This is a genomic window from Chitinophaga sp. 05T412, from assembly GCF_056396465.1.
The window spans coordinates 335389-362235 of sequence record NZ_JBFTLN010000009.1 but is presented as its reverse complement, the minus strand read 5'-3'; the positions used below and the strand labels follow the sequence as shown (position 1 = coordinate 362235).

The 26847-nt window shown below is 48.5% G+C and carries 15 protein-coding genes; 12 read left to right on the top strand and 3 right to left on the bottom strand.

Annotated elements, in window-relative coordinates; translation table 11 throughout:
- The first annotated feature begins 1 nt into the window (after position 1).
- From AC1DFM_RS21390 to AC1DFM_RS21350, 9 genes are read left to right on the top strand one after another with little or no spacing between them, the layout of a single operon-like run.
- Entirely contained in the window at positions 2-439 is a 438-nt protein-coding gene (locus AC1DFM_RS21390) for a GPW/gp25 family protein (protein ID WP_477078794.1), read from the top strand.
- Positions 436-4878, top strand: a complete 4443-nt coding sequence (locus tag AC1DFM_RS21385; RefSeq protein WP_477078793.1) for a hypothetical protein — start codon at positions 436-438, stop codon at positions 4876-4878. Before AC1DFM_RS21390 ends, AC1DFM_RS21385 begins: the two co-directional genes overlap by 4 nt.
- Before the next feature lie 7 nt (positions 4879-4885).
- A complete protein-coding gene (locus AC1DFM_RS21380; protein ID WP_477078792.1) occupies positions 4886-8179 on the top strand; it encodes a hypothetical protein in 3294 nt (1097 codons plus the stop codon).
- 11 nt (positions 8180-8190) lie between these two features.
- Positions 8191-10155, top strand: a complete 1965-nt coding sequence (locus tag AC1DFM_RS21375; protein ID WP_477078791.1) for a hypothetical protein — start codon at positions 8191-8193, stop codon at positions 10153-10155.
- On the top strand, positions 10148-11497 hold the full coding sequence (locus AC1DFM_RS21370; protein ID WP_477078790.1) for a contractile injection system tape measure protein: 1350 nt from the start codon (positions 10148-10150) through the stop codon (positions 11495-11497). The genes AC1DFM_RS21375 and AC1DFM_RS21370 overlap by 8 nt, the downstream gene beginning before the upstream one ends.
- A 36-nt stretch (positions 11498-11533) precedes the next feature.
- Positions 11534-16309, top strand: coding sequence for an eCIS core domain-containing protein (locus AC1DFM_RS21365; RefSeq protein ID WP_477078789.1), 4776 nt, complete (start codon positions 11534-11536; stop codon positions 16307-16309).
- A gap of 4 nt (positions 16310-16313) precedes the next feature.
- The gene (locus AC1DFM_RS21360; protein ID WP_477078788.1) at positions 16314-16841 is read left to right on the top strand and encodes a hypothetical protein; all 528 of its coding nucleotides are present in this window, start codon (positions 16314-16316) and stop codon (positions 16839-16841) included.
- A 7-nt stretch (positions 16842-16848) separates the two neighbouring features.
- Positions 16849-18006: an eCIS core domain-containing protein gene (locus AC1DFM_RS21355; protein ID WP_477078787.1), complete on the top strand. Its 1158-nt coding sequence runs from the start codon at positions 16849-16851 to the stop codon at positions 18004-18006.
- A gap of 21 nt (positions 18007-18027) precedes the next feature.
- Positions 18028-19446, top strand: coding sequence for an ATP-binding protein (locus AC1DFM_RS21350; RefSeq protein ID WP_477078786.1), 1419 nt, complete (start codon positions 18028-18030; stop codon positions 19444-19446).
- Between the two features lie 14 nt (positions 19447-19460).
- On the opposite strand, the gene AC1DFM_RS21345 is transcribed toward AC1DFM_RS21350, so the two are convergent.
- Positions 19461-21356: a hypothetical protein gene (locus tag AC1DFM_RS21345; protein ID WP_477078785.1), complete on the bottom strand. Its 1896-nt coding sequence runs from the start codon at positions 21354-21356 to the stop codon at positions 19461-19463.
- 112 nt (positions 21357-21468) lie between these two features.
- Between AC1DFM_RS21345 and AC1DFM_RS21340 the strand changes: the two genes are divergently transcribed.
- A complete protein-coding gene (locus tag AC1DFM_RS21340) occupies positions 21469-22299 on the top strand; it encodes a 3-keto-disaccharide hydrolase (protein WP_477078784.1) in 831 nt (276 codons plus the stop codon).
- 71 nt (positions 22300-22370) lie between these two features.
- Here the strand turns inward: AC1DFM_RS21340 and AC1DFM_RS21335 are convergent, their stop codons facing one another.
- Positions 22371-23129, bottom strand: coding sequence for an SDR family NAD(P)-dependent oxidoreductase (locus AC1DFM_RS21335; RefSeq protein WP_477078783.1), 759 nt, complete (start codon positions 23127-23129; stop codon positions 22371-22373).
- 158 nt (positions 23130-23287) lie between these two features.
- Positions 23288-23716, bottom strand: a complete 429-nt coding sequence (locus AC1DFM_RS21330; protein WP_477078782.1) for a MarR family winged helix-turn-helix transcriptional regulator — start codon at positions 23714-23716, stop codon at positions 23288-23290.
- 63 nt (positions 23717-23779) lie between these two features.
- Between AC1DFM_RS21330 and AC1DFM_RS21325 the strand changes: the two genes are divergently transcribed.
- Both AC1DFM_RS21325 and AC1DFM_RS21320 read left to right on the top strand, forming a co-directional pair.
- A complete protein-coding gene (locus tag AC1DFM_RS21325) occupies positions 23780-26047 on the top strand; it encodes an ATP-binding cassette domain-containing protein (protein WP_477078781.1) in 2268 nt (755 codons plus the stop codon).
- Between the two features lie 50 nt (positions 26048-26097).
- Complete coding sequence (locus tag AC1DFM_RS21320) at positions 26098-26784, top strand: GNAT family N-acetyltransferase (protein WP_477078780.1); 687 nt, start codon at positions 26098-26100, stop codon at positions 26782-26784.
- The last annotated feature ends 63 nt before the right edge of the window (positions 26785-26847 follow it).

Below are 26847 nucleotides of genomic sequence, written 5' to 3'. Positions count from 1 at the left end.
CATGGAATATTTATTCTTAAATCCACAAAACGAACAAAAAGCCTTCCTGGGAAAAGGTTGGGCATTTCCACCCACTTTCGACCGCACCACCGGAACGGTAGCCATGGCGCAATATGAAGAAGATATTGACCAGAGCCTGCGGATATTATTCAGCACCAGTGTGCGTGAACGCGTACTGCAACCAGACTACGGCTGTAATCCGGAGGACTATGTATTCACAGCCCTGAATGTGACTTTTCTCAGCTACCTGGAAGATCTTATCCGGAAAAATGTAGCCAAATACGAAGCGCGCATAAAAATTATCTCGCTCGCTATTACCCCTACTGAACTGGAAGGTACCCTGGAAATTGTGATGGACTACGTAGTGAGAACTACCAACAACCGATTCAGCATCGTATACCCATTTTATAAACAAGAGGGAACAAACGTGGAGTTATGATACTACACTGCAACACATTACGCCATCCATTGGTACATGGCGGTACACAACAACGCGACCGGTTACTGATCAGTCTTATTCCTGAACAGCTGACACTGGACGATCGCAATATAGAAGAGCTAATCGCCTTTGCCGGTGGTTTATCTGAACATGTGCGTCACTGGGGACCCGATAACCAGGAAGATGGAGACTGGACCCCTTTCTGGGAATCAGATATCACCAGCCTGCTGGCAATCCTCGCTGCCACAGACTTAGATAGCCCTCGTACCGCTTTCCGCTCCAAAGAAATCATGTACCGCCGTCGCCGTAAACAGGAAGACATGGGTACTGCCAAACCCGGTGAAGAAACCGCCGCGGCTATACTGGAGGAGATGATAAAAAGCACCGAATTCGGTGTCTACGGTCTTGCCCTGATGGTATTGCACATCTGCCAGAAAATTCCGGCAGATCATCCACTGAAACAGGATGTGCTGAATATTATCAGCAGCACACTGCAAGCGCCCCTGTACCGCCTCATACAATTTCATAAAGCGATTGATCCCAATGCCATTAAACTCTATGAAGGTTTTATTGGTACCTACGGCTGTGCAGCGCCGTGGGGCCTGAAAGACAGGGCAGCCTTCGAGTGTATTGATTTTGTGTTGCCGTATGAATCGATCGATGAATTGTGGAGCCTCTTTTTACAGTTCTATAAAGCGTTGTCGCTGATCCTGGAAAAAATCAGGAAGGCATTTCAAAGTGCCCTCCGTTCCAGACATAACCATGCACCACATATCACCCTATACATTACTTTCCTGTACCTGTTCAAACACCTGCAGGATGAACTGAACAGCCAGGTGGAAAAGCATTTGCTCTTTTACTATCAGGATGTTCTCCGGCTGGAGAAAAGGCAGCTGGTGCCGGATAAAGTACATGTAGTATTTGAGCTGGCGCTGAAACTACCGCCTGCATTGATTGCGACCGGTACCGCACTTAAAGCCGGTGCCGATAGTGCCGGTGTACCGATGTTTTATGAGTTGACAGACGAACTGGTGATCTCTCCGGTAAAACTGGTAGAGCGCCGGAACCTGTATATGAAAGAAGTGGTGCAAAACGGTATACCCGTTATAAGCGCCTATGCGTTGCCAGCTGCAGATAAAAAAGACGGACTGGCCGAGGAATGGCCTGCTGGAACCAAAGCCTGGCGGGCGCTTTCAGGTGAGGATGTATACAACCGGTTGATGTATCAGCAGAGAAAAATACAGGATCTCTTCGATTTTTACGATGCCCGTCCACCAGCGGTGGTGAAAGAACAAATGAAACTCACCCAAAAATTGCAACAACTGCAAGCCTTCGCCGGATTCAGCGTAAGCAGTACAGAACTATGGCTGGCTAATGGTTTGGACCGGATGGTGTCCATTGAATTTTCTTGCAATGGCAGCAGTGTCGTAGATGCGCTGGAAAATTTCGAAATGGAAATAGCCACAGAGAAAGGTTTGATCAAATTGAACCTGTATGACACCAGTATCGCCGATAGCAGTAATACCTATAATCATACGGGTATGCCTGATGAGTTATTGAGTAAAATACAGAATGAATTCAGATCAGCTATTAGTGCCGCAAAAAAAGCCAATGTTGGACCAGACGCCCAATACACGCTGTATAACAGGGTACTAAAGGTGGATAGCAGCAGTGGTGGGTCGATTGAGAACGCCAAACTGGTTGCCGGCGCTACAACTACACAGGATGAAGAAACATCATGGGTACAACGGATTGTGATCTGGTTACATCCCGAATTCCCTGCTGTGTTGCCGGTAGATGAAGATACACCTCCTTTTATCCGCTTTAAGACCACCGATATTAAACCAGATGATGTTACTGTGTGGCAGGCGAAGATTTTTACCTATGTAGKAGAACTGACACAATACGCGCAAACACCTTCCGACTTCCTGGGAGAGGTGACACAATCAAATCAGAACGCGGTATTCTTCCGGGAAACGCCACAGGGACAGGTAGAATCCAGAAATCAAATGGTGATTGACAAAACAACGCCATCCGAAGTGTTCATCAAACTACAGGAGTTATTTTTTAAAGACCCTGGTTATTTTTATATCCTGCATACAGGCAATGATAATCTGTACTTAAGCAACAAGTCTTTCCTTTATAGTGGTACGTGGCTGGCAATACCAGACAATGGTGGACCAGGCATTGCTGGCTATACGGAAATAGAAGGTCCATTATTGGCCTCGCCCAAATTCCCGCCAGATCCAAATGATACTAAGGTAAGCGGCTGGATCAGAACGGAGGTGAGCTGGGGTGGTGACAACTACTATGTGTTGGATGCAGACAACATTGTATTTGCTTATCGTAGTAACCCGGTGACTATCAGCGCTGATCAGAATATTAATCCGAAGGCAAATGGTAGACTGGCCTCCCGTCACTATTTCAGCGTATTTAACTCGCTGGGTAACTGGGAAGATATGTCTGGTGAAGGCATTAGCCCTGCACCAGTGCCGACTATGCCAGAACCACAATTGCCAATAGGACCGGAATTGTTTGACAAATCACGTCCCAAACCGCCACGGGCAAATGGCAATCTGTTCCTGGGCTTCGAGCAGCTGGTGCCCGACCAAACATTATCCCTGCTTTTTAAAACAGCGCCTGGTACTGGTAACCCCGATCACTATGCCCCGGACATTGCCTGGTCTTATCTGGCAGATACCTGGGTGGAATTGCCGCCTCAATATATTCTGAAAGATACTACGCTGGGTATGCAGCAAACCGGTATCATCCTCTTCCAGATTCCGGACGATATCAAAAACGGTAACACTACCATCCTCGGTAAAGATGGCCGTACTGATCTTTTCTGGTTGCGCGCTTCGGCGATAGAAATACCGGACGATGATGTGATGGTAGATGCGCTGCCCATGCTCATTGATATACATGTGAATGCCGCAGAGGCAGTATTTACGGACCAACAGAACACCGAAGATCACCTGGTGGATGGCCTCCCTGCCGGAACAATTTCCGCGCTGAAATTCCGGGATGTAAATGTGAAATCCGTTACACAGCCCTATGCATCTTTCGGCGGACGTACCTCCGAACAGTCGGACCGCGATGGCTACCTCACACGTATACACGAAAGACTTCGCCATAAAAACCGCGCGGTCACCATATGGGACTATGAAAGGTTGTTGCTGGAATCATTCCCTGAAGTAGCGGTGCTGAAATGTTTGTCGCATTCCCGCCGCATTTACACGGCCAGGCCGGGACACGTTACAGTAGCCGCGATTCCTTTTCCCAATAAAATGACCGGCAACCGCATATTCTATCCCATATTTGAAGCAGGGGAGCTGACTTCCATGAAACAATTCCTGGCGCAGCGAAACAGCTATTTCGTAGGTGGTTACGGTGATCCGGGTTTTTGCTGCTGCAATGCAGACTGCGGTTGTGACGAGGGGGGAGATCGCCTCGATGTTATCAATGCCCGCTTTGAACCAGTAAGGATTCAGGTATGTGTACGCTTCTATTCCGGGAAAGATATTCCTTACTACACCAAAGCCCTCAATGAAGCGCTGAAATTGTTTTTGTCGCCCTGGGCTACGGGAAAGAAACCCCTGTTGTTTGGTACACCCATCTCCAGGACCCGGTTGTTGCAGTTCCTCGAAAACCTGGATTATGTAGATGTAGTCACCAATCTTAAAATCAAACATTTTTCTTCCCGTCAGATGGCGGAGGAATATGAGGGCACCCTCGACTGGAGCGATGTAGATGTGATCACGCCTTTCACAGCGGCATCTGTACTGACCACCTATCTGGATCGCCTGAACGAAGATAATCCCAACGTCATGGACCATGATATTAACGTGATCAAAGAGCATGATCGTTGTGCCTGCGGTAGCTGTAAGGATGATCATCCAACATTGATTGATGTAGCGCAGGTGGCGCCACCGGCTGAGAAAACGAATGTGAGTAATGTAGCGCCCCAACCGGCCCCAGCGCAAGCACCTTCACCAGCGCCAGCTCCAACACCTGCACCAGCACCAGCACCAGCTCCGGAGCCCGTACCAGTGCCTGCACCCGCGCCACCGCCGCCACCGCCGCCGCCGCCTACACCAGAACCCGCACCTACACCTACACCAACACCTACGCCCGCACCAACACCAGCTCCGGCTGATAAAATCGCTTCTCTGCAGGCAGCCCTGGTTAAAGCCTGGCAGCCTCGTTTCATCAATACGGACGCTATTACAAATGCCCTGGCAAAGGTGTTAAACGGAGAGGTGGAGGCAAAATCATTGAGCGGAAGTATTCCGGCAAACGCCAGCGAAGGCGTGGCTGCTGATAACGCTTATCGCATTACACCAGTAATAAAAAACAATCAGGTGGCAGGTATGACCGTAGACCTGGCCTTCACGCCAGGGCAGTTCACCACCATCCAAATTGCTAAGCCCCAAAAATAAACTACGTATGAGTACTTCTCTCGTCATACCGAAAAATCCCGTGTATCCACCTTCTATGGACTGGCAGTTGCTGCGCACAGAAGGTATCCGGCATATAGAGAACCTGGGTTCGGATATCTGGACAGACTATAACCTCCACGATCCCGGTATCACCACCCTGGAAATACTTTGCTATGCCATCACCGATCTGGGCTACCGGAGCAATATGCCGTCGGCAGATCTCTTCGCGGCACCTAACAACGACTCATTTTATACCGCCGCCCAGATACTTCCCTGCGCACCAGTAACGGCACTGGACCTACGAAAAATATTGATCGATATGCCCGGTGTGCAAAATGCCTGGGTGCAGCAACTCGAGGACCCCGAAGTCCGCTTTTACTGGGTAGATGGACTGGTCGACACTTACGCCGTTGCGCAGCTGAAACCATATATAGCCATGCTCAAGGTGTCAGTTTCCTTACCACGGCCCGGGGAGCTTGATACGAAGTTGCTCATCGCCATGAATGACTGCATCAGCGATAAAGAAAAGGCTGCTGTCCGGGAGAAATTCAGAGAAGAACTGCTGGAACATTTACAGAAGGCCAATATTACAACCGATCTGAAGAAAGTATTGCTGCTGTACATGGTGGATAAATATTACGATGAATCCGTGTTCTTCCTGGAAAGCTACCTGATCACCATTGATCCCAATCAGCATCCGGAGGACGGTTTTTCTGCCCTGTTCCGCAGGCTGGAGGCACTCCACCAGGACATGGCCGGATTTGTCGCCTGGAACTCAATCATTGCACTGATCGATAAAAATCCGGACCTGCAGGCATTCTTTTACTTTGACCCTCTATTATGCCTGTATTTTACCGGTAGCCTGCGTAGTGGTGAACTGCCAGGAAAAGATCAACCGGCAGAATATAACCTCTTTCAACCTCAAGGTATCTACAGCGTTACACTACGGCTGGAAGAAGATTATGTAGGAGACGAAGCCGATATTATTGCGGAAGCCAAAAAACGATTACACCGGGTACGTAATCTCAGTGAAGATATCAGTCCGGATATTCATATAGCCGATACCGTAGGAATGGGGTTGGACCTCGCTGTAGAACTGGACCCTACCGTTGATAAATGGGAGGTGCTGGCGAACGTATACCGTGCAATAGAATATTATCTGTCGCCCGTGATTCGCTTCTACAGCCTCGAAGAAATGATGAACCGCTATGCGCAGTTTGAAATAGACAGTGATGTGATAGATACCCTGCAAACCGCACAACTGCCGGATGGCCTGTTGACCGCCCTGCAAAGCCTCCTCAACACGCGGATTACCGGCGACACCGCCTTCCAGGCAGCCATCGCCAACCTATGGGACAATGCATCCGTATCAGATTACTACAACGATGTATTTATCGCTGCGAAAAAATATTATAACGCCGATCCCGTATACCAGGGACCGTTATTACAAAATGGGTTTATCGACGATACCGACCTGCTGGCCGCTCAACCCAGACAAACCGTGTATCGTTCCGACCTCTATCAGCTCATCGCTGCCGTAACAGGCGTGGTGCAGATAGACCGGCTGAATATGTACCTGTGTAGCGATGATAATAAAAATAACGGTACAGAAAAATGGTGCCTGGCATTGGATTGTAAATGTCTCCCGGCCCTGAGCATCGACTGCACTACTTTTGCCGTTGTCTCCCATTACAAGGAAGTACCGGTAGACATGCTCCGGCTCAAGGAATACCTCGACGTACATCCGGACAGTACCACCAAAATTAACCGGCAACAACAACAGGACCTCCCGGTACCGAATGGACGGATACTGACAGACCTTACTGATTTCACCAGCATACAGGAAGATTTTCCGCGCACCTATAAAATCGGTAATACCGGTATTTCCAAAAAACAGCCCGACCTGCGACAAGCCCAGGCAAAGCAGCTGAAGGGATACCTCTTCTTTTATGATCAGCTGCTGGGCAATTACCTGACACAGTTGTCGGCCGTGAAAACGCTTTTCTCTGTGAAAAGTGATGCGACTGCCATGTACCAGGCATTGTACAACATCCCTGGAATAAAGGAAGTATTACTGGACTATAAAGGCGCTCAGGTAGTGGATTCCACACTCAACAAAGTAACGCCTGATCCCGAGTGGGACGCCTTTAAAGCGGATAGTCATAACGCCTATATCACCGCTTTAGAACAGCTCACTTCCGGTAGCGATATCGACCAGCAACTTTATCAGGATCGTTTGCTGGATCATATGCTGGCACGGTTCGGGGAACAGTTCACTGACTACGCACTGCAGCTGTACCGGATTGAAATGCCGCTTTCCGATGGGGATGCCTGGGCAATAGATGAAGGCCTGACAGAAAGTATTGCAGACAAGCAACGTTTCCTGCAACAGGTACCGGCACTGGGCGCCAAAAGAGCCAGCGGATTTGTATATCAGTTTGATAAAGATGAATTCCGTTATTGGAAAACAGATAACGTAGAAGGCGTGCGCAAACGCGTATGCGCCATATTGGGTATGCAGGACGCTACCCGCCATACCATCACCTGCGAACCCGTATTTGAAGTGGGCGTTGGAGAAACAGATAATCAGGGTAATGCCAGCGCGGAAACAGAATATGTATTCTATATCCGGCCCCAGGGCGGAACCGGTGCACGCCTGCTCGTGAGCGTGGAGCGCTTCAGAAGCTTTGAACAAGCCAAAAAAGCCCGGCTCGATTTTCTCAACCGCGCAGGTGACAGCAGTGCGTACGACATCGTAGATGATAACGTGGTAGGCTTCTGGCTCAATGTGGCACCTGCTGATCGTACGGACAAAAATGCGCTGATGCTGGAACCTTCACCCGGCAGAGATGGCGCCGCCAAACGGCTGGAATACTTGCGGGAGCTGGCTTCCGGCAATTGCAATGATGACAGCTTCCACCTGCTGGAACATATTCTCCTGCGGCCGCGCAATACTACTTTCAATCAGTTGCTGATACCAATGATTGCTTGTCCGGATGATATCAGCCTGCTGGACCCATATTCTTTCTGGATCACCATTGCCTTACCGGATTGGGCCGACCGCTTCCAGGACCCCGACCGCCTGGATGTATTTATGCAAACCCTTCGCCGGGAAATGCCCGCGCATCTGTCTGTACGCTATGTGCTGTTGAGCAGAACAGATATGCTGGCCTTTGAAGCAGCGTATAACGAATGGATAAAACGGCTCTGTACCAAAGGCCAGCCTGGCCTGGCAGAAGCCAATGATGCGCTGGTAACGCTGATGAACAACTGGAACGACAATCAGATTCATTATTTCTAACAACAGTATTCATGAAAGAAGTTATTGATACCTGTGTTGCCGGCAACGGCGTAGTGTGTGGCACAGAAGTACACGTCAATGCAGATTGCTCTATCGATGTGTCAGAAGGTACCGTGATATTACCCGATGGAACGATATTACATACCCCGGAGAAAAAGTTCCGCTATTATGTAAAACCATTACCTGCAACAGGAGGTAATGGGGAGACGGATACTACCACATGGACGCGCGTAAGTCAGTTTATGCTCGCGTACCTGAAACTGGACAAACTGGACCCCCAACACATGGAATTCCTGCTCCTGGCTCCGGATGATGCACCAGCAGATACGATCGATTCCCTGAAACAGCAACACCCTGATGATATTCCTGAACGTAATCTGAACCGGGATAAAATAGTGCTGCTGCTGGCACTACCTGCTGATACAGAAACGGGCCAGCAGTTATACTGGATACTCGTTACCCGCAACGCCATGGCACGTGCAGTTGGAATAGAAGCGCCGGCGTCGGATGATGACCAGTCGCTTTTCTCCAACAACTTTTCCCCTGATGATATCGATATTCCCGCAGTCGATCGTTTCCTGCGCCCGGTACTGCAATTGCCATTGCTGATTATACCGCGTTTTGGTTACAAGAAACTCGCTATTGTAAACCCGGCAATAGGCCTGAAAGAAAGCAATCTGCAAGCGCCTTTTCAAAGGGTGAAAGCCTATTCGGATATTTTCTTCGAATACAAGGCCATCATCGATGACTATCAGCAGGAATTCCGCGACGCCCTGAAATTACTGCATGATCTCTTTGGCCCGCTGCTCTCTCATAAAGGCGCTGCTTACCTGGAACAGTACCGGAAAATGCTGGTCCTTAAACTGAATGCTTTTTATGAAGAAGGCATGCACCTGTATTATATTCAATATGTGTACGATTGGCTGCGTGATCTTACCACCGCTTATAATGAACTGGTATTAAAACTCAACGGCTTCCGGGGAAAATGTACCTGCACAACCCTTTCGGAAAGCGATAATACCGGTCTTGTGGTACTGCTGGGCCCCGTGCTGGGCGGCCGTAGTACCTATCAACCGCTGATATTCCGCGATCTGGCCCTGGTAGCCGAAAAAGATGCCGTTATCCGCGAAGTACGCTGCATGCACTGGCGTATGATGGTGATGATTCGCACGTTTGATCTGCCTTTCCTGCACCTGGAAAAAGTATTGGCTACATCTAACGATACCATCGAGGATAAGCTTGATTCCACGGACTACTGGGAATCACTGGCCAGTCCGGATACCGGCAATCCATTTCAGTTTCTTCCTATAAAGTTAACGCCTACACGTAGTAGTGCGGAGCTGTTGGGAAAAACTGCGATCCCTTACTATTATCCGTTGGATGGCAACAGCGCTTATTCTGTACATCAGTTCTGGGATTATGAAACCACCGTGTTGCGGCGTACGGACACGCTGTTATCCTACAACGCTTATCCGGGTAATGACGACAAAGCATCTACCGATGTCAGCAACGATAGTTATAGCACCCGTCCCGAAGTATTGATGCCACTGGCATTCAACTTCGAACCGCGTCATTGGTTGCGGGTGGAGGGACATATCGGAAGACCGATCACCCTGAACGGCGACAATAAAGACTTTCGCCTCAATGGCTTCGACCTGGTCAAATACCTGTTGGCCTATAATATCTGTATTGATGTCATTGCAGTAGATATAAACAACACTACCAATGCAGGGTTACTGCCTTATATGCTTGGGCTGGAGCATCGGCCGGCACTGCAACAGGGCCAAACACTGGTGCTGGTGTATACAGATGCAGACGAACAGATTGAGCTGAATGAATGTATCCATACCGATCGGGCGGAAATCAGCGCTTTCACCATTGTGGGCGACTTTATGTTACCATACCGGGTGAGCTGCTGCGGTATCCCTGACGTGGACTATTACCTGATGATTCAACAACCGCAGGCGCGTGGCTGAACAACAACATATCATTAAACGGATGGAGGTACAGCTGAGTGCTTCCGGGCCGCGGCTGGCAGGAGAACTGCAACAGCAGCTGGGCTACCGTTTGCATACTGCCGCCTTCATGGCACAACTGAATACGCTGCTGGATGATCTGGTAAAAGAAGAGGAATACATAGAAATTCCTGCGATCACCGTTTCACTGCAATGTACCAACGAAAATGATTTTCAGACACAGTTATTGTCGCAGTTGGCAGCAGCCATCCGGAAACAACTCAGTACGCAACAGGCAGCGAATATTATTATTCCTAACGGTGCTGAATATACGTTGGCCATTCAATTGTTTTTTCTGAAGTATGGTATCCGTGCATTTGATAATGGCAGTGAAGTCATTGTGGCCTTGCAGGAGGCATTGCGGGCCTTGCCGGATCATGGTCAGCCTGAAGTAGAACAACTCTTGAAAGCCGCTGGTAAAGATGATCCCGTGGTGTGGATACGCTTGTATTACCTGTTGGGTGCTGTTGGTATGAAGCAGCTTTTTCTTCGCCTGTTTTCCTGCAGTGAAGCAACGCTGCAAATCATGATAGCGCAGGAACTGGCCCGTACAGGGAAAAGTGAATCACCTTACGGTATAGGTAGTACTACAAGTGATAACACAACTACTCGGGTAACGCTTGCCGGTATGTCCACACCTTGGGTACCGGATGCCGCTGTCTGGGCGGCATTATTTCAACGTGCAGCAACAACTGGGATAGTCGCTAATGGTAGTGCTATCGATGAAAAAATGACTGATGCCGCGAATGATATCCCGGCGATAGCCGCCTCGCTTACTGAAAAGGTAGGTACACTCACCGATCAGCTGAAACGTGGGCTGCAAATTGAAAACGCCGGACTGGTATTACTCTGGATGGAATGCGGCCGGTTATTCAGAACACTGGGCTACGTAGCGGACCGGCAATTTACAGATGAAGCCGCACAACAGCGGGCCATCTTGCTACTGCATTATATCAGCTATGGGCAAAATGATCCCGGTGGAGAGGAGTATTGGTTGCTGAATAAGCTGCTTTGTAACTGGCCTTTGCATTTGCCGGTAGATCCTTCGCTGGTACCGGATGACGCTGCCCGACAGGCCGCCGACTCCATGCTGGCGGATTACCTGGAAGCCTGGCGTAAAGACCGGAAGTTTTCCGCCGAATGGTTTAGCACCGCCTTCCTGCAGCGGGAAGGGCAGTTGTCCCAACGCAATGATGGTGCCTGGATATTGGCACTGGAGGCGCGGACAGAAGATATTCTCATTAATAAAGTATCTATGGTAAAATATGCCTGGATGCCGCAAATATTATACGTGCAGTGGTAGAAAACATCGCTGCATTTAATTCATTGCAATAACCCTATGAGCGAAAGCGCTGTTCATAACGCAACTCCCACCACCGGCCTGAAAACCGGTAAGCTTTTCCGCAAGGAAGAGTCCCGGCAGCGCCATGCCGCTCAGCAAACCCCTTTTTTCGCAGCAACCGTGTCACGGGAAATGGATACTACCACCGATACACCAGAGCTACAATCCTTGTTTATTCCAGGTATTCACCGGTCAGTCACTGACGGGAAAATACAATCCAGATATTCGAATGGTGAACAATCAAAAAATAGTAAACCAGCAGCGCTGGTACAAGCCAAATGCGCCGAATGTGAGCAGGAAGAAATAAAACGCAGTCCATCAGAAGAAGCTCCCATACAGGCGAAATGCGCAGAGCATCCAACAGAAGATGAGCTGAAACGTTCACCCGCTGACGATCACACCGAAGTACAAGCCAAATGTGCGGAATGTGAACACGAAGAAATAAAACGCTACACAGCGCCGGAAGAAGCTGTTGTACAGACAAAATGTGCGGAGTATGAAACGGAAGATGAACTGAAACGTTCGCCTGCTGAGGATCACACCGAAGTACAGGCCAAATGCGCGGAATGTGAACACGAAGAAATAAAGCGCTACACTGCGCCGGAAGAAGCTGTTGTACAGACAAAATGTGCGGAGCATGAAACGGAAGATGAGCTGAAACGTTCACCTGTTGAAGAAGAAGCCCCTGTGCAGGCGAAATGCGCGGAGTGTGAACAGACGGAAAAGGTACATACCAGCCTGGATGAATCTGCAGCGCCCGCCGTTGCCATGCGGATACAACCCAGTCTTAAAGTAGGAAAACCCGATGATCCCCATGAAGTAGAGGCAGACCGCATGGCCGAAAAGGTATTGCGCATGCCGGTCCTGTCGTTCACCGGTGGCGGTGGTACCCGTCCGGGCGGTAATGGTAGCAATAACATTCGCCGTAATGAAGAAGAGGGAGAAACTATTTCGGCGAAACCCATACGCGGGCTACAGCGCGCAGGCGACGGCAGTTTCCGCACCAGCGATAGCTTTGCCACCCGCCTGAAAACCAGCGCGCCGGGAAGCCCGCTGGCCGCGCCGGTACGACAACATATGGAAACAGCCTTCCAGGCCGATTTCAGCGCAGTGCGTATACATACCGGCACAGAAGCAGCTGCCCTCAGCCAGGAAATAGGCGCACAGGCATTTGCGTATCAGCATCACATTTATTTCGGGGAGAATAAATACGATCCGGAATCTACCAAAGGTCGTTTTCTGCTGGCACATGAACTGACCCATACTGTTCAACAGGGGGCTGCCAAAACCGTACAGCGCGACGAGGCGAATGGGGAGGAAAAGAAAACCTCCTGGACAGATACGTTGCTCAATGGCGCCGACTCTATACTGGCATCTCACTTACCTCCGGATATCTACGAGTTCTATAAAGATGTAAAATCACAGGGCGTTTTTGGTTACATCAAAAATGCTTTGTTCGGCCTATTTAAAGAATTGTTCAACGGCCTCGGATTTTCTGATGAACAGTTTATGCTGATTATCCAGATTTTCATCCACCTGAAAAATCAGTTGCCGGTAATTCTCAATGGCCTTTCCAAAGGCGATTGTAAACCTTTATTTGAAGCACTGAATCTCCTGTCGGTGGTGGTGAAAGCCATTGCCGGCGCTGTATGGGACCGGGTGATGGAAGCCATTGAACCGTTGCGTTTATGGCTCAACAAAATATGGGATACCTATATGACGCCCGCCCTGGATAAAGTTACCGCCTTCGCCGGTAAAGTCTGGGATCGTATCAAAAACTTTGGGCGGTGGATCTGGAATAAATTCGATGCCATCATTATACAGCCTTACCGCGATGCCTGGGCCTGGATCTGCAAAAAACTCGGTATCAATAACTCCGATGAAGGTGGCTTCATGGACTTCGTATCTGCGAAACTGAGCGAAGCATGGCAGTTTATTAAAACACAGTTACGCCCGGTAATAGAGCCGATACAAAGCGTGATCAGTGGTATTGGCGCCATGATCAACATGGAGGCCATCCGCAAATTACAGGACGATGCTACCCAATGGCTGGATAAAGTGGCTGATACCGCAACCGCCATGGGCAACGATGACGATGCCGTGGCTAATAAACAAACTTCTCTCCGGGATGTATTGCTGCCGGCGCTGAACAAATCGATAGATCGCATTAAAGTCACCATCATCGCCGCCGGACAATGGGTATTGGAGAAAGTAAATAATATAGCCGTTAACGTAAGTACGTTCTTTAGTGGCCTGCAAAGCAATGAATATCTCGGACCCGTATATTCTTTGGTCAGCTGGGTACCTAAAACCATTGCCAGTGTGAAAGACTGGGCAGAGGATAAAGTGGTGTGGATGTTTGATAAGATATACCAGGGCATGGATGACTTGCGCGGCTTCATGCAGCGCGTCATCGACATGCTGCTGAAGCTGGTAGCTGTTGCCGGTAATGTGCTGGACTTCCTGGGCGATTTCATTCTGGGGCCATTCAACCTGGTGCCAAAGTGTATCAAGGACCCTATTATGAACTGGCTGACGGAAGTCATTCTGAAGAAGATCCCGGTGATTGCGGAGTTCATAGACTTGAAAGAAAAATGGCCACAGATCAGGGCTGCGGCACTTACGGTGATACAACAGGTGTTCGTAGATGGTAAGCTGGCCCGAGGACTCTGGACATTTTTCCGCAACCTCCTGAGCTTAATCGGCATCGATCCAACATTGGTTACCGCCGTAATTGCGAAGGCAGCGCACAATTTCTCCGATATCATCAAAAAGCCGGGCGAGTTCCTGAAGAATGTCTGGAACGTTGTCAAGGGCGGTTTTGTACGCTTCTACGATAACCTGGGCACACATATGCTGCAGGGCGCACTGGAGTGGTTGTTTGGAGAAGTGAAGGGTGCCGTAGCGGTAGCGCCTCCATCCGATTTTAGTTTAACCAGCATATTGAGTTATGTACTGGATCTCTTTGGTATCAACCTGGAAAATGTATATAAACGGATGGAAGAACATCCGAGAATCGGAAAGGAACGCGTAGCGAAAATGAAGAAAATGCAAGGCATGCTTACCGGTGCGCTGGAATGGATAACTGTCTGGATTAAAGAAGGCGCGGCAGGGTTGCTTCGCAAAGCAGAAGAAAAGCTGAGTGATCTGAAAGACATGGTGATCAATGGTATTATCAGTTGGATATCGGAGAAAATATCTGCCGAAATCATGAAACGCCTCGCTACCAGCGCTGACCCATTGGGTATAGGCGCCACCATCAACACCATTATCCTGATCTACGATACCATGAAAGAGGCGATTGCTTATGCTAACCGTATTCTGAACCTGGCCAACCAGGCGATGGATAACCTCGCGGAAATCATTGGGGGTAAGCTGGAGCACGCACAGAAAGCTTTTGAAGAAGTATTGGCCAAAGCGGTGCCGGTAGTAATAGGATTTTCTGTAGAAGTCATTATTGGCCCTGTTGGCGATAAGATCAAGGATATAGTGACCGCTGGGCGCACCAAGGTAGATAGTGCCATCGACTGGCTCATCAATGGGGCCATCAGCGTAATAGATGGACTGCTTAAAATGGGTAGATCCGCTCTCAATAAAGTATTGGGCTGGCTGGGCATCCGGTCTGAGTTTAAAGCAGAAGACGGAGAAACACATAGCCTCTCTTTCAAAGGCACCGAAAGCAGTGCGCAGCTGATTGTACAAAGCACACCTGTGAAGTTTGAAACCTGGTTAAACAGAATTATAATCGATAAACCGAAAACACCGGATGGCAAGAAAATGCAGGACCGGAAAGACAAGGCGATAAAGAAGTACGACCAGATTAAATTGGCCGAAAAGAAAGCAACAACGCCTAAATATACGGATGATGATAAGGAAAGAGATATCGTGAAATTGATGGACGAATTAGGTGTGATCATCGGACCGTTGTTTAAATATGACATTTCCGCTAAGAGTATTGATCCGGAATTGACCCTTGATCCGGTTAACTCCAATCAGTATGCTACCTATATGCACGCCAAGAAACTGACGAAGAAAAATCCATTGAAAGGTAGTGAGCCAAGTGTAACCGAGCCAGCCCATTACAAAGATATTAAGCGAAGAAAGAAGGATAATGGACCGTATTATATTCTTGGCCACCTGTTGAACCGGGTGCTGGGCGGTACGGGTACAGACATGAAGAACCTGACACCATTGACCGTGCAGGCGAATGCGGATCACCGCGATCTGGTGGAACAAAACGTAAAGAACTTTGTGTTGAAAGGTTCGATTGTAGACTATGAAGTAATACCGAATTACGGCCGGAGTGCGTTGCCGGCGCTGACTGCTGCAGAGAAGTCAAAAATAGGCAATGCAAAAGAAGTGGCAGATATAGAAAGCATCCGGGCAGGAGAACAGTTCGTACCGAAGTCGCTTCATTGTAAAGCGATATTGGTAGACCCTGATCAATCCGTGGCTAAACCTATCATCGAAAAAACAATCAATAACAAAATTGATGATCGTGTAGATAAATATGCGTTAAAAGAACGGGATAAAGATCCGGTGTACCTCGACAGTGGCAGCGTGAAGGAAATGGTCAAAGGAATAGATGGTATGAAAGAAGACTGGGCTAAGTTGATTGTTAAAATAATGAAAGACCGGGGAAGTGTACGTTTCGATTCTTACGATCGCCTCATCGAATATAAACTGAAAGGTAAGTATGTATTCAGCAAGCGGGAAAGAGACAAACTGACGGTTATTCTGGCCCCATCACATATTAAACTTTATACAACCTGATATTATGCGAAGCTTCATTCAAATGTTATTGGCACTACTGACACTCACCGTGATGATTTGGGTGGTGTGGCAGGGATATCTCCTGCTCCGGCAGGAGCAACTGGGACTGGAGCCTGCCAATCGGGCAATGGTAGTCATCTTTGCGGCAGTCGCCGTGATTTGTGCGTTTATTCTCAGTAACGCTATCAGTAGCCACGGTGATAAAATACTGAAAGGAAAACAGTTCAGTCATCGGGTAAGTTTATACGAAAGATGTCTGGAAAGCTGGCAGGAAATTGTAGATGACCTGGAGCAGGAGCCGGATGTAAGAGTAAAATTAGATGTCGGAGAACTGGAAGCCCGTTTGTTGCTGATGGCATCTGCCAAAGTGATCAAATCCTTCCGCGAATTACAGGAGGCTGTAGCGACAGACGGGGTCTTTGCAGACAGTGCAATGGCAGCCCGGGAACGACTGCTGCTGGCCATGCGTGAGGACATCGGGCAGCCGGCCGACTATTTCGTAAAAAAAGAAATACAACATCTCTATAAATAATAATACCATGGCTGTAAAAAAACAACTGCGCCGAAAAAAGAAAAAAGGAGAAGGGAGGCCGGTGCAGCAATTCTTCCAGGCAGAGCCATCGCAGGAGGCCGGGGAGCATCATCCGACCTTCTTCCCACCGGGAGCGAAACCTCAGGCCAAGCTAACGGTAGGTAAGCCCGGTGATGCGCAGGAACAGGAAGCGGATAAAATGGCGGACAGTGTGGTACAGCGCTCGGCAGATGCGCATATATCGAGGAAAGAAGGCGCCGGCGCCAACGGGATGGCTGGCGGTACCAGCAACGCAAATAGTGTCCACAAAGCGAGTAAACCTACTAACGTAAACGGGCAAACGTTACCTGCCGGTACCGTAACAGAAATGTCCCGCAGCTTCGGATATGATTTTGGTAACGTGCGTATCCATACCGGCCCGGAGGCACAGGCGGCAGCTACAGAGCTACAGGCCCAGGCATTTACTTACGGCGGTGAAATTTATTTCAATAAAGATAAATACAGTCCCGGCACCCGCGAGGGTAAATGGTTGCTGGCACATGAACTCACTCATGTGGTACAGCAACAGGGCCAGACATTGGAGGTGGTACAGAAAAAAGACGTACCTAATATTTCCACCCCTGTTCCAAAGAAAATGAAAACAGATAAGGATACTGCCGGCGACGTAGTAGATGCTACAGGAAAGGTGGGCGCTGTAAAGGTGATTATTTTGCCAGATACTACAGGCCCCGTGCCTCCCGGTAAATCGGCCGTCACCAATATTTCTTATGTGGCGGGTGGTCCGTCTTACGAAACAATCAACGACAAGGTTTCAAAAATTATCGGAAAAGCCACGCTGGAAATTACCATTCAAACGGTATACGCTCCGGAAGCAGATCCGAAGTCTACTTCCATCTATGGGCGAGGCACCACTAAAAAAGATAAAAAAAGCCACCATACCACGCTGCGCTTCCACGAAGGCAGCCATGGCACGTTTGCGCTAGGTTATCTGGCTAAGCATAAAGTGCCTTCGTTTACAGGCGCCGTTGGACAATCGACCGATAAGTTTATTGCCGCAGGTGATAAGTACACGGAGAAAGTAGCAGAATACATGGCCAAACTAGATGCGGCAAATAAAAAAGCCGTGGATTGTGTAGGTACTAAAGATGCCGACTGCACCCCTTAATGACCCTGAAAATATTGTAGTATGTATTGGAAGAAAAAAGAAGTGCCCACCGCAACAGCGGAAACCCCTGAAATGAATATCCCTGGCGTAGAGGGACAATCCTTTCTGGCCACTTCCATGTCGGTGCTGATGAACGTAGCGGCTGCCCGGCTGGATCATTACTTCGGCAGGAAAGAGGATTTTGAGCAGCCGGCCTTCGAATTAACGGACGATGACTCTCCGCTGGCGCGCTATGTAATCGATCATCATCTCTCGGTGGAAGAATATATTATACTGATGCTGGCGATCTCTCCACATGTGCATCCGGATCTCTTTACACAGCTGATCCGCCAATACCTGCCCAAGGGAGGAGATTTTCCGGAGTTTGGTGGCGTAAAGGGAGGCAATTACCGCGGTATCATTCCTACTGGTGAAACGGCCCTGTTCCTGCTGGCAGRCATGAACATGGATATGCGCATGCATTACGCCTCCTGGCTGAAAGGAGAAGTATACGGTGGCCGGGTAAATGGCAGCGCCATAGAGCGTCGCACCATTTTCCAATCGGGCATTATCACGTTGGAGGATATACGGGAAGGCGAACCGGAAATGAGCGGACGGTTGCTGTTATCTCAATCCCGACTGGCAGAATTCCTGACAGGCCGGAAATGGCGCCCTTCTTTTGGTTCCAATTTCCCGGCTACTTTGCTGGAAACGAAAATGGAATGGAATGACGTCGTGATATCCCGGCAAACGGAACGGGAGCTGAAAATGATCCGCCACTGGTTGAAGTTTAACAACCGCATCGCGTCAGATGCCAATTTGGGTAGAAGAACCAAACCCGGCTACCGCGCGCTTTTCTACGGTCCGCCGGGCACCGGGAAAACATTAACCGCCAGCCTGCTCGGCAAGCAGTTTGGATTGGATGTGTACCGGATCGACTTGTCACTGGTGGTATCTAAATATATTGGCGAAACGGAAAAGAACCTGCAACAGATTTTTGACAGGGCAGAAGACTGGATTTTGTTTTTTGATGAGGCAGATGCTTTATTCGGTAAGCGCACCAATGTACAATCTGCGCACGACCGTTTTGCTAACCAGGAAGTATCTTACTTATTGCAAAAAATTGAAGAACATCCCGGGTTAGTGATTCTGGCCACGAACTTCCGCAATAACATGGACCAGGCGTTCATTCGCCGGTTTCAAACGGTGGTGCCGTTTAACCCACCGAATGAACAGGAAAGCCTGGTGCTGTGGAATAATACAATGCCGGCCAACATCCCGTGGAGCAATGATATCAGCCTGCAGGAACTGGCCCGTAAGTATGAACTCACTGGCGCGTCTATTCTGAATATTGTACAATCAGCGTCCATTAGGGCTTTGTCGGAAGACCGGCCCATTGATACACAGGATCTGCTGGAAGGTATTCAACATGAATATTATAAAAACGGGAAATCGGTGTAGGAAAGCGTTGTTAGCTATTCCAACGCTGGTACCTTATATCCGTTGTTATACGGTATCACAAATTTCTTTAGCGGCGCTTTACTATTGCAATTGTAGTGTTCCAATAGCAGGTCATATACCCGTTTACCATTTTTCTCAAATCGGAATCTGGTTTCATAGCAACGGATATGATCCTCACCGCTGCCGTTGTCATATTCGAAGTCGGTGTCGATATGTGTGAGCGGTGTTAACTTGCCCTGGTGTAACGCCACCAGGTCTGCCCACGACCTGTTTTCGCCCATATGTGTCAGTCCGCCTTTGAGAACGATAGCCAGGTGTTCATCTCCTATGCGTAATAATTTGGCAAAATGGCCGGAGTAGCCATACATGCCACCACCACCAGCATTTAGCAGGAAGGTTTGCAGCTTCCATTTATCGGCAGTTTTACTAAACACCAGTACATCGCACCAGCCGGTAGAGGCGCCGTATTCCGGCCCCTGGGTGGCAAAAACAGCGAGGCAATACAGCGTTTTATCATCTTTGAAAAAACGCATCGTATCGAGGTGTCTTTCCATGCGATCGTTGTCACTGCCAATAGGAGAGGCCATAGAAACGGTGTCATAAACTGGTTTGGCAAGGCGGAGTACCTGTGCTTCCGTGAAATCAGCCGGAGGGGCCACGTTCAGGTTCCAGTTGTCCACCGCGCGGGTACTGCTGATGAGTTTAATGCCGGCGATTTTCCAATCGTCGCCTTTTTTCTGCAGTTGAAACTGTTGTACAAAAGTACCGCTGCCATTCGTAGGATCTTCTACGTACATAGTGGCGGTAATAGGTATCGTAGTTTGACCAATGACGCTGGGAGTTGGCTCCATCTTTAGCATCCGGGCGGCGGTAATACCGCCATAGGCGTTGGTAGCGGAGAATTGCGCCACGGTGCCCCAGCGGCCGCCGGTACAGTAGTTATAAGCCTGGCTAAACTGTTGCTGATCGAGCGCAGCTACGAAAGAGTCAATGACTTCCGCTGGCAGTAATGGCGCCTTTACTACCGGCATGTTGGTGGCGGTGGTGGTGAGAATGTCATCGCCTTGCAGATAATACGTGATGGTACGAAATGCGGTGTATTGTGGCTTATCGTTTTCTTTCGCGGCTTGTTTTAACCAGTTACCCTGGGCATCGTATTCATACTGATAAGTGCGTACGGTGGCCGTTTTTTGACTGCTGCTGGTCATAGCAGAGATATCGCCCTGTGGGTTCAGCTCCATGTTACAGAAGTTGTTTTGCTCCGGCGTTTTAGCGTAGATAATGCGGGTTTTATACAACTGGCCTTTGTTGTCAAATTCGTTTTGATAAAGAATATCGATGACGGGGCTTACCATATGTTGTTCTGTCACATGGCCATTTTTATTATAGGCATAAGTAGATTGTGTAAGGGTTTTATCAGACAGGGAATTTTGCGCATTACTGATAATCATTCCTTTTTTATTATATCCGAATGTTTCTTCGGTGATCACAGTTTGGCTGTTTCCATCATAGTAGCCGTAGCTGCTGATTTTTTGCAGGCGGCTTTCTTCATCGTAGTGATATACTTTTTTCTGAAAGCCGGTGATGCTATCCAGTCGGTTGTTGGAATAGTAATAGCGGCTGTCAGGGGTATTTTTTTCTTTGCTGCTATACATGCTCCGTTTGAGTAATAATCCTGTACGGCTAAATTCCATTTCTGTGCAATAGAAGGTAGTGGTGTTGCGGCCGCTGGCATCATAGCCATAGGTGCACTCTTTCACGGATTTAACAGCTCCGCGGAGTACCCAGTCCTTCGCGGTAATGGGACCGCGGGTGTTTAAATGTTGTTTCCGTAAGTTATCATTGATCTCCTGCGCGTGTACGGTGAGGGACAACAAACAAATCGCCGTTAATGCTACCAGCTTATTCATTAATAATATTTCAGTTTGAACGGCTTCAAATATAGGAATAAATAAACCCTTTCATTCTTTACATTAAAAAGTTATTTTGTACGCTGATTCAACATTATAACTGCAGATCTATATGAAGAAGTACCGTTTTCCACGTATGATGCTCGCCCTGACGCTATGTACCGGCGCAATGTCCTGTTTTCACGCCGCCACGAAAGACAGCCCCGAACAAGATAAAAAGGGCAAGTGGGTGTCCCTGTTTAATGGAAAGGATATGAACGACTGGATAGTGAAAATCCATCACCATGAAGTGGGTGATAACTTTGGGCATACTTTCCGGGTGGAAGATGGTATTATCAAAGTGCGGTATGATGAATACGGAGATTTTAATGAACAGTTTGCCCATCTCTATTATAAGCAGCCATTTTCTCATTATCATTTGAAATTTGAATACCGGTTTGTGGGGAAATGGTGCCCTACCGCTCCGGAATATACGTTGCTGAACAGCGGTGTGATGTTCCATTCGCAGGACCCGCGTACAATGCCGAAGGAGCAGGACTGGCCTATCTCTGTGGAAATGCAGTTGCTGGGTGGTTTGGGAGATGGCAAGCCCAGACCTACGGGGAATATGTGTTCTCCGGGTACGAACGTAGTGTATAAAGGACAGATAGAGCCCCTGCATTGCCTGGAGTCTACTTCCAAAACCTATGAAGGCGAGCAGTGGGTGCGTGGCGAATTGATTGTATTGGGGGATTCGCTGATTACACATATTATCAACGGCGATACCGTATTGCAATACACGAAACCGCAGATTGGTGGTGGTGTGGTAAATAATTATGATCCGGCTATTAAGATCGATGGAAAGCTGTTATCGGAAGGGTTTATTGCATTACAGAGCGAAGGTCAGCCGGTTGATTTCAGGAAGATAGAAATCATGGACCTTTCTCCCAAAAAAAATAAATAACGATAGCTATAAAAAGCGACTTCCTTTTCAGGGGAAGTCGCTTGCATCATTGGATCGGCTATAAACTATCTTTATTTTGTGGTTTGACCACCATCTATTACATATTGTGCGCCGGTGATAAACTGGCTATCGTCAGATCCCAGGAACAGCACCAGCTTACTGATTTCAAGGGGTGCGGCATATCTGCCTAAAGGAATGCTGGCGGCAAATGCTTTCTTTACATCTTCTCCTTTACCCGGTTCATATCCGTCTTCAATAGAGCGCATCATGCGGTTGTCTACCGGTGACGGATGTATGGAGTTGACCCTGATTTTCCGGGGAGCAGCTTCCAGTGCGGCTGTTTTCATGATACCCAGGGTAGCATGTTTACTGGTCGTATAGGCGATAAAGTTAGGAGAGGCGGTTAAACCCGCAACAGAAGAGGTGATGATCATAGAGCCACCATCGTTCATCTGTGGTAATACATATTTGCAGCCAAGGAAAACGCCTTTTACGTTAACGGCCATTACTTTATCAAATACATCTTCAGGGAAATCTATAATAGGTTTTACGACGCCTTCAATACCGGCGTTATTAAAGAAGATATCAATTTTACCAAATTTTTTGGCCGCTTCTTTGGCGTATCTTTCTACGTCAGCCGCGATGGTAACGTTAGCTGCCACATAGGCGGCGTTGCTGCCCAGGTCGGTGACTACTTTTTTCAGGGCGGCTTCATCCAGGTCTACCAGTATAACTTTGGCGCCTTCTTCGATAAATAATTTAGCTGTTGTTTGTCCGATGCTTCCTGCGCCACCCGTGATCAGGGCGACTTTGTTCTCCAGTCGTTTCATATTTTATATTTTTAAAGTAATTCAATACGAACAGTGGACTGCTATGTCTAACAGCGGTGTGGGAGGTAAATAGGTGTGTGTTTTGGTAGTGCGAAGGTACAGGTTTTGTGTTAGGGGAGCTAAGTGTTTAACGTTTCCATAAGATATTAAAAAAGAGGCTATTCGTCCAGGTGCATATAATCGGTGATCAGATTACAGAGCCGTATAAAGGTGGCCTGGTCCCGTTCGGAAAGGATTTGCTGCAATTGCTTTGTCATATTTTTGCGCAGTTTTTTGGCTTCATTCACCAGCTTTATCCCTTTTGGCGTGGCCGCATGAAAGGAACTACGACGATCTTCCAGGTCTCTTTCCTGCGTAATCAATCCATCCTGCATCAGCTTTTTTATATGACGGGATACGGCAGGAGGGGAGATGTGGAATTGTAGCGCGAGTTGTCCTGTGGTGGATGCGCCACAACGGATGAGGTAATCCAGCAACAGATACTGGGTGGCCGTCAGCTTTTCCGTACTGAACCTGTTCACCTGCGCAATGATCAGGCATTGCAGGTTCGTATAGGATTGCTCCAGTTGATCGGAGAGATTAGGCATTATCGTTGCTATTTGTTAACAAAGTTAATCATTAACTTTGTTAACTATCTAATTATTTTCTGTATGAAGCATGATCTCATTATTATCAAAGGCGCCAGAGAAAATAACCTGAAGAATATCGATATCACTATTCCCAAACGGCAGATCGTTGTATTAACCGGTGTGTCTGGTTCAGGAAAATCGTCACTGGTATTCGATACTATTGCAGCCGAAGCACAACGGCAGCTGAATGAAACCTTCAGCAGTTTTATCCGGCACCGGCTGCCACATTACGGGCAACCAGATGCGGATTTGATGGAGAACCTGAGTCCGGCGATTATTGTGGACCAGAAACCAATAAGAGGAAATGCCCGCTCTACTGTTGGTACGATCACCGATATTTATTCGTTACTGCGACTGTTGTTCTCCCGCATCGCTACGCCGTTTGTGGGCTATTCCAATGTGTTTTCGTTTAATCATCCGGAAGGGATGTGTCCTGTTTGCGAAGGGCTCGGAACAGTGACGGTGATTGATGAAGACAAATTATTTGATCGTAATAAGTCGCTCAACGAAGGCGCCATTTTATTTCCTGCATTTGACGTAGATACCGCCTTGTGGAAGCGTTATGTATTATCGGGTTTTTTTGATAACGATAAAAAGCTATCACAATACACCAAAGCAGAATGGGATTTGTTGTTATACCAGGAAGAGATCAAACCACCTCACCCTAAATCAGGCTGGTGGCCTTCCGCAAAGTATGAAGGCGTAATTCCCCGGTTCACCAAACGATTCCTCGGTAAAGAAGCAGAAGAGAATAAAAAAACATTGCAATCCGCACTGAAACGGGTAGTAATGAAAGGGCCCTGCCCGGAATGCCATGGAGCAAGACTCAATAAGAAGATATTAAGCGCCACCATCCATGGAAAAAACATCGCGGAATATGCGGCCATGCAGGTGAATGACCTGGTGAAAGAAATAGGTCGCATCAAAGCGCCACAAGCCGTGACAATGGTGGCGGCTATTACGGAACGGCTGACGCATTTGACGGAAATCGGATTGGGCTATCTCAGCCTGAACCGCGAAACGTCCGGCTTGTCCGGTGGAGAATCGCAGCGGGTAAAAATGGTACGTCATCTGGGCAGTAGCCTCAGTGACATGTTATACATCTTTGATGAACCCAGCACCGGTTTGCATGCGCGGGATGTACATCAGCTGAATGTACTGATGCAGCGACTGCGCGACAAAGGCAACACCGTATTGGTAGTGGAACATGATCCGGACGTCATCCTGGAAGCAGATCATATTATAGACATGGGTCCTGGCGCCGGAAAGCATGGGGGGCACGTGGTTTATGAGGGAACGGTAAAGGGATTGCTGCAATCGAAAACACTGACAGGTACCTGTCTCCGGAAACCCACTCCGGTAAAACAAACCGTCAGAAAATGGACGGATAGTTTCCCGGTTCGCAAAGCCAGTCTGCATAATTTACAGCAGGTGAACGTGGATATTCCCAAAGGAGTATTAACGGTAGTAACAGGCGTGGCGGGTTCCGGAAAAAGTAGCCTCATAAACGGTGCGTTTACCCGCCTGTATCCGGAGGCTGTTTGTATAAATCAACAGGCATTGGCGGGTTCTGTGAGATCTAACCCTGCTACCTATACGGGAATTTCTGATACCATCCGGCAGCTGTTTGCTAAAGCGAATAAGGTCAGTGCAGCCCTCTTTAGCTTTAATTCAGAAGGCGCTTGTCCGGCTTGTAAAGGGCTGGGCGTTACCTCGCTGGATCTGGCCTTTATGGATGATATCATCACTACCTGCGAAGTATGCCACGGCCGCCGGTTTACGCCTACCGTACTCAATTACCTGTTCCAGGGTAAAAATATGGATGAAGTATTACGGCTCAATGTACAGGAAGCCCTGGATTTTTTTTCGGAAGAAGACGTGCGGAAGGTATTAAGGCGCCTGACCGAAGTAGGGCTTTCCTACCTGACGCTTGGCCAGCCGCTGGACTCCTTATCCGGCGGAGAAAGGCAGCGTATTAAGCTGGCCACAGAACTAATGGCTTCCGGGAATTCCGTTTATATCCTGGATGAACCTACCACAGGACTGCACCTCTCAGATGTAGGAAATTTGGTGGTACTCCTGAATAAACTGGTAGACAAGGGGAGTACCGTCGTGGTGATAGAGCATAACCTGGATGTGATCAGTCAGGCCGACTGGCTCATTGATATGGGGCCGGGAGCCGGACGGGAAGGCGGTAAGGTGATATTTGAAGGAACACCAGCCGCCATGCTGAAAGCCTCACATTCCCTGACCGGCGCCTTCCTGAAAAAATATATAGCTGCCCGTTAGTCCATCAAAAAAATGCGACGCCATGTAATGAAATTATCTACATTAGTCCAATGAAGGAAACCGTATTAGACAACCCCGCCTGGGGGGCGTTAACCAGTGCACAAGCGGCATTTGCAGAGGGAACAGCKCATGCGAAGCGATTTAAACCAGGTATTGTTCCCTTTATCGCCTGCAGTGATCCGCAATCAGACAGTATCCGGGAGCTGGACCCCTGGATACAGCTCAACGAAACCTTTTTTATCATCGGTGATTTGCCACCATTGCCGGCAGGCTGGGTGATAGCGCATGAACTGCCCTGTGCCCAGATGGTCCTGGAAAGCAGTATGCCACCCATGATGGACGAGGAAGGCGTTACCATTTCCCGGCTGACCGAGGCCGATGCCACCGATATGTTTAACCTGATCACCAGTTTGCAGCCAGGTTATTATAATATAGACACCCGTTTGCTGGGCACCTACTACGGCATCCGGCAGAATGGTGAGCTGGTGGCCATGGCCGGAGAGCGTATGCGCCTCACCGGCTTTACAGAACTAAGCGCTATCTGTACCCGTGCCGACTATGCCGGAAAAGGATATGCACAGCGGCTCATCAACCGCCTTTGCCAGGATCATGCCGCTGCCGGTATCTTGTCTTACCTCCATGTATCCCTGGCCAATGAGCGCGCCATCCGGATTTATCAGCACATGGGATTTGAGCAGCGCCGGGAAATTGTGTTCCGCCAGGTAAGGAAACAATAAACCTCCCCCCAAAGCCAGTAAAAACACGTATTTATCTGCAATAATTTGCAGGAAATCTTTTTT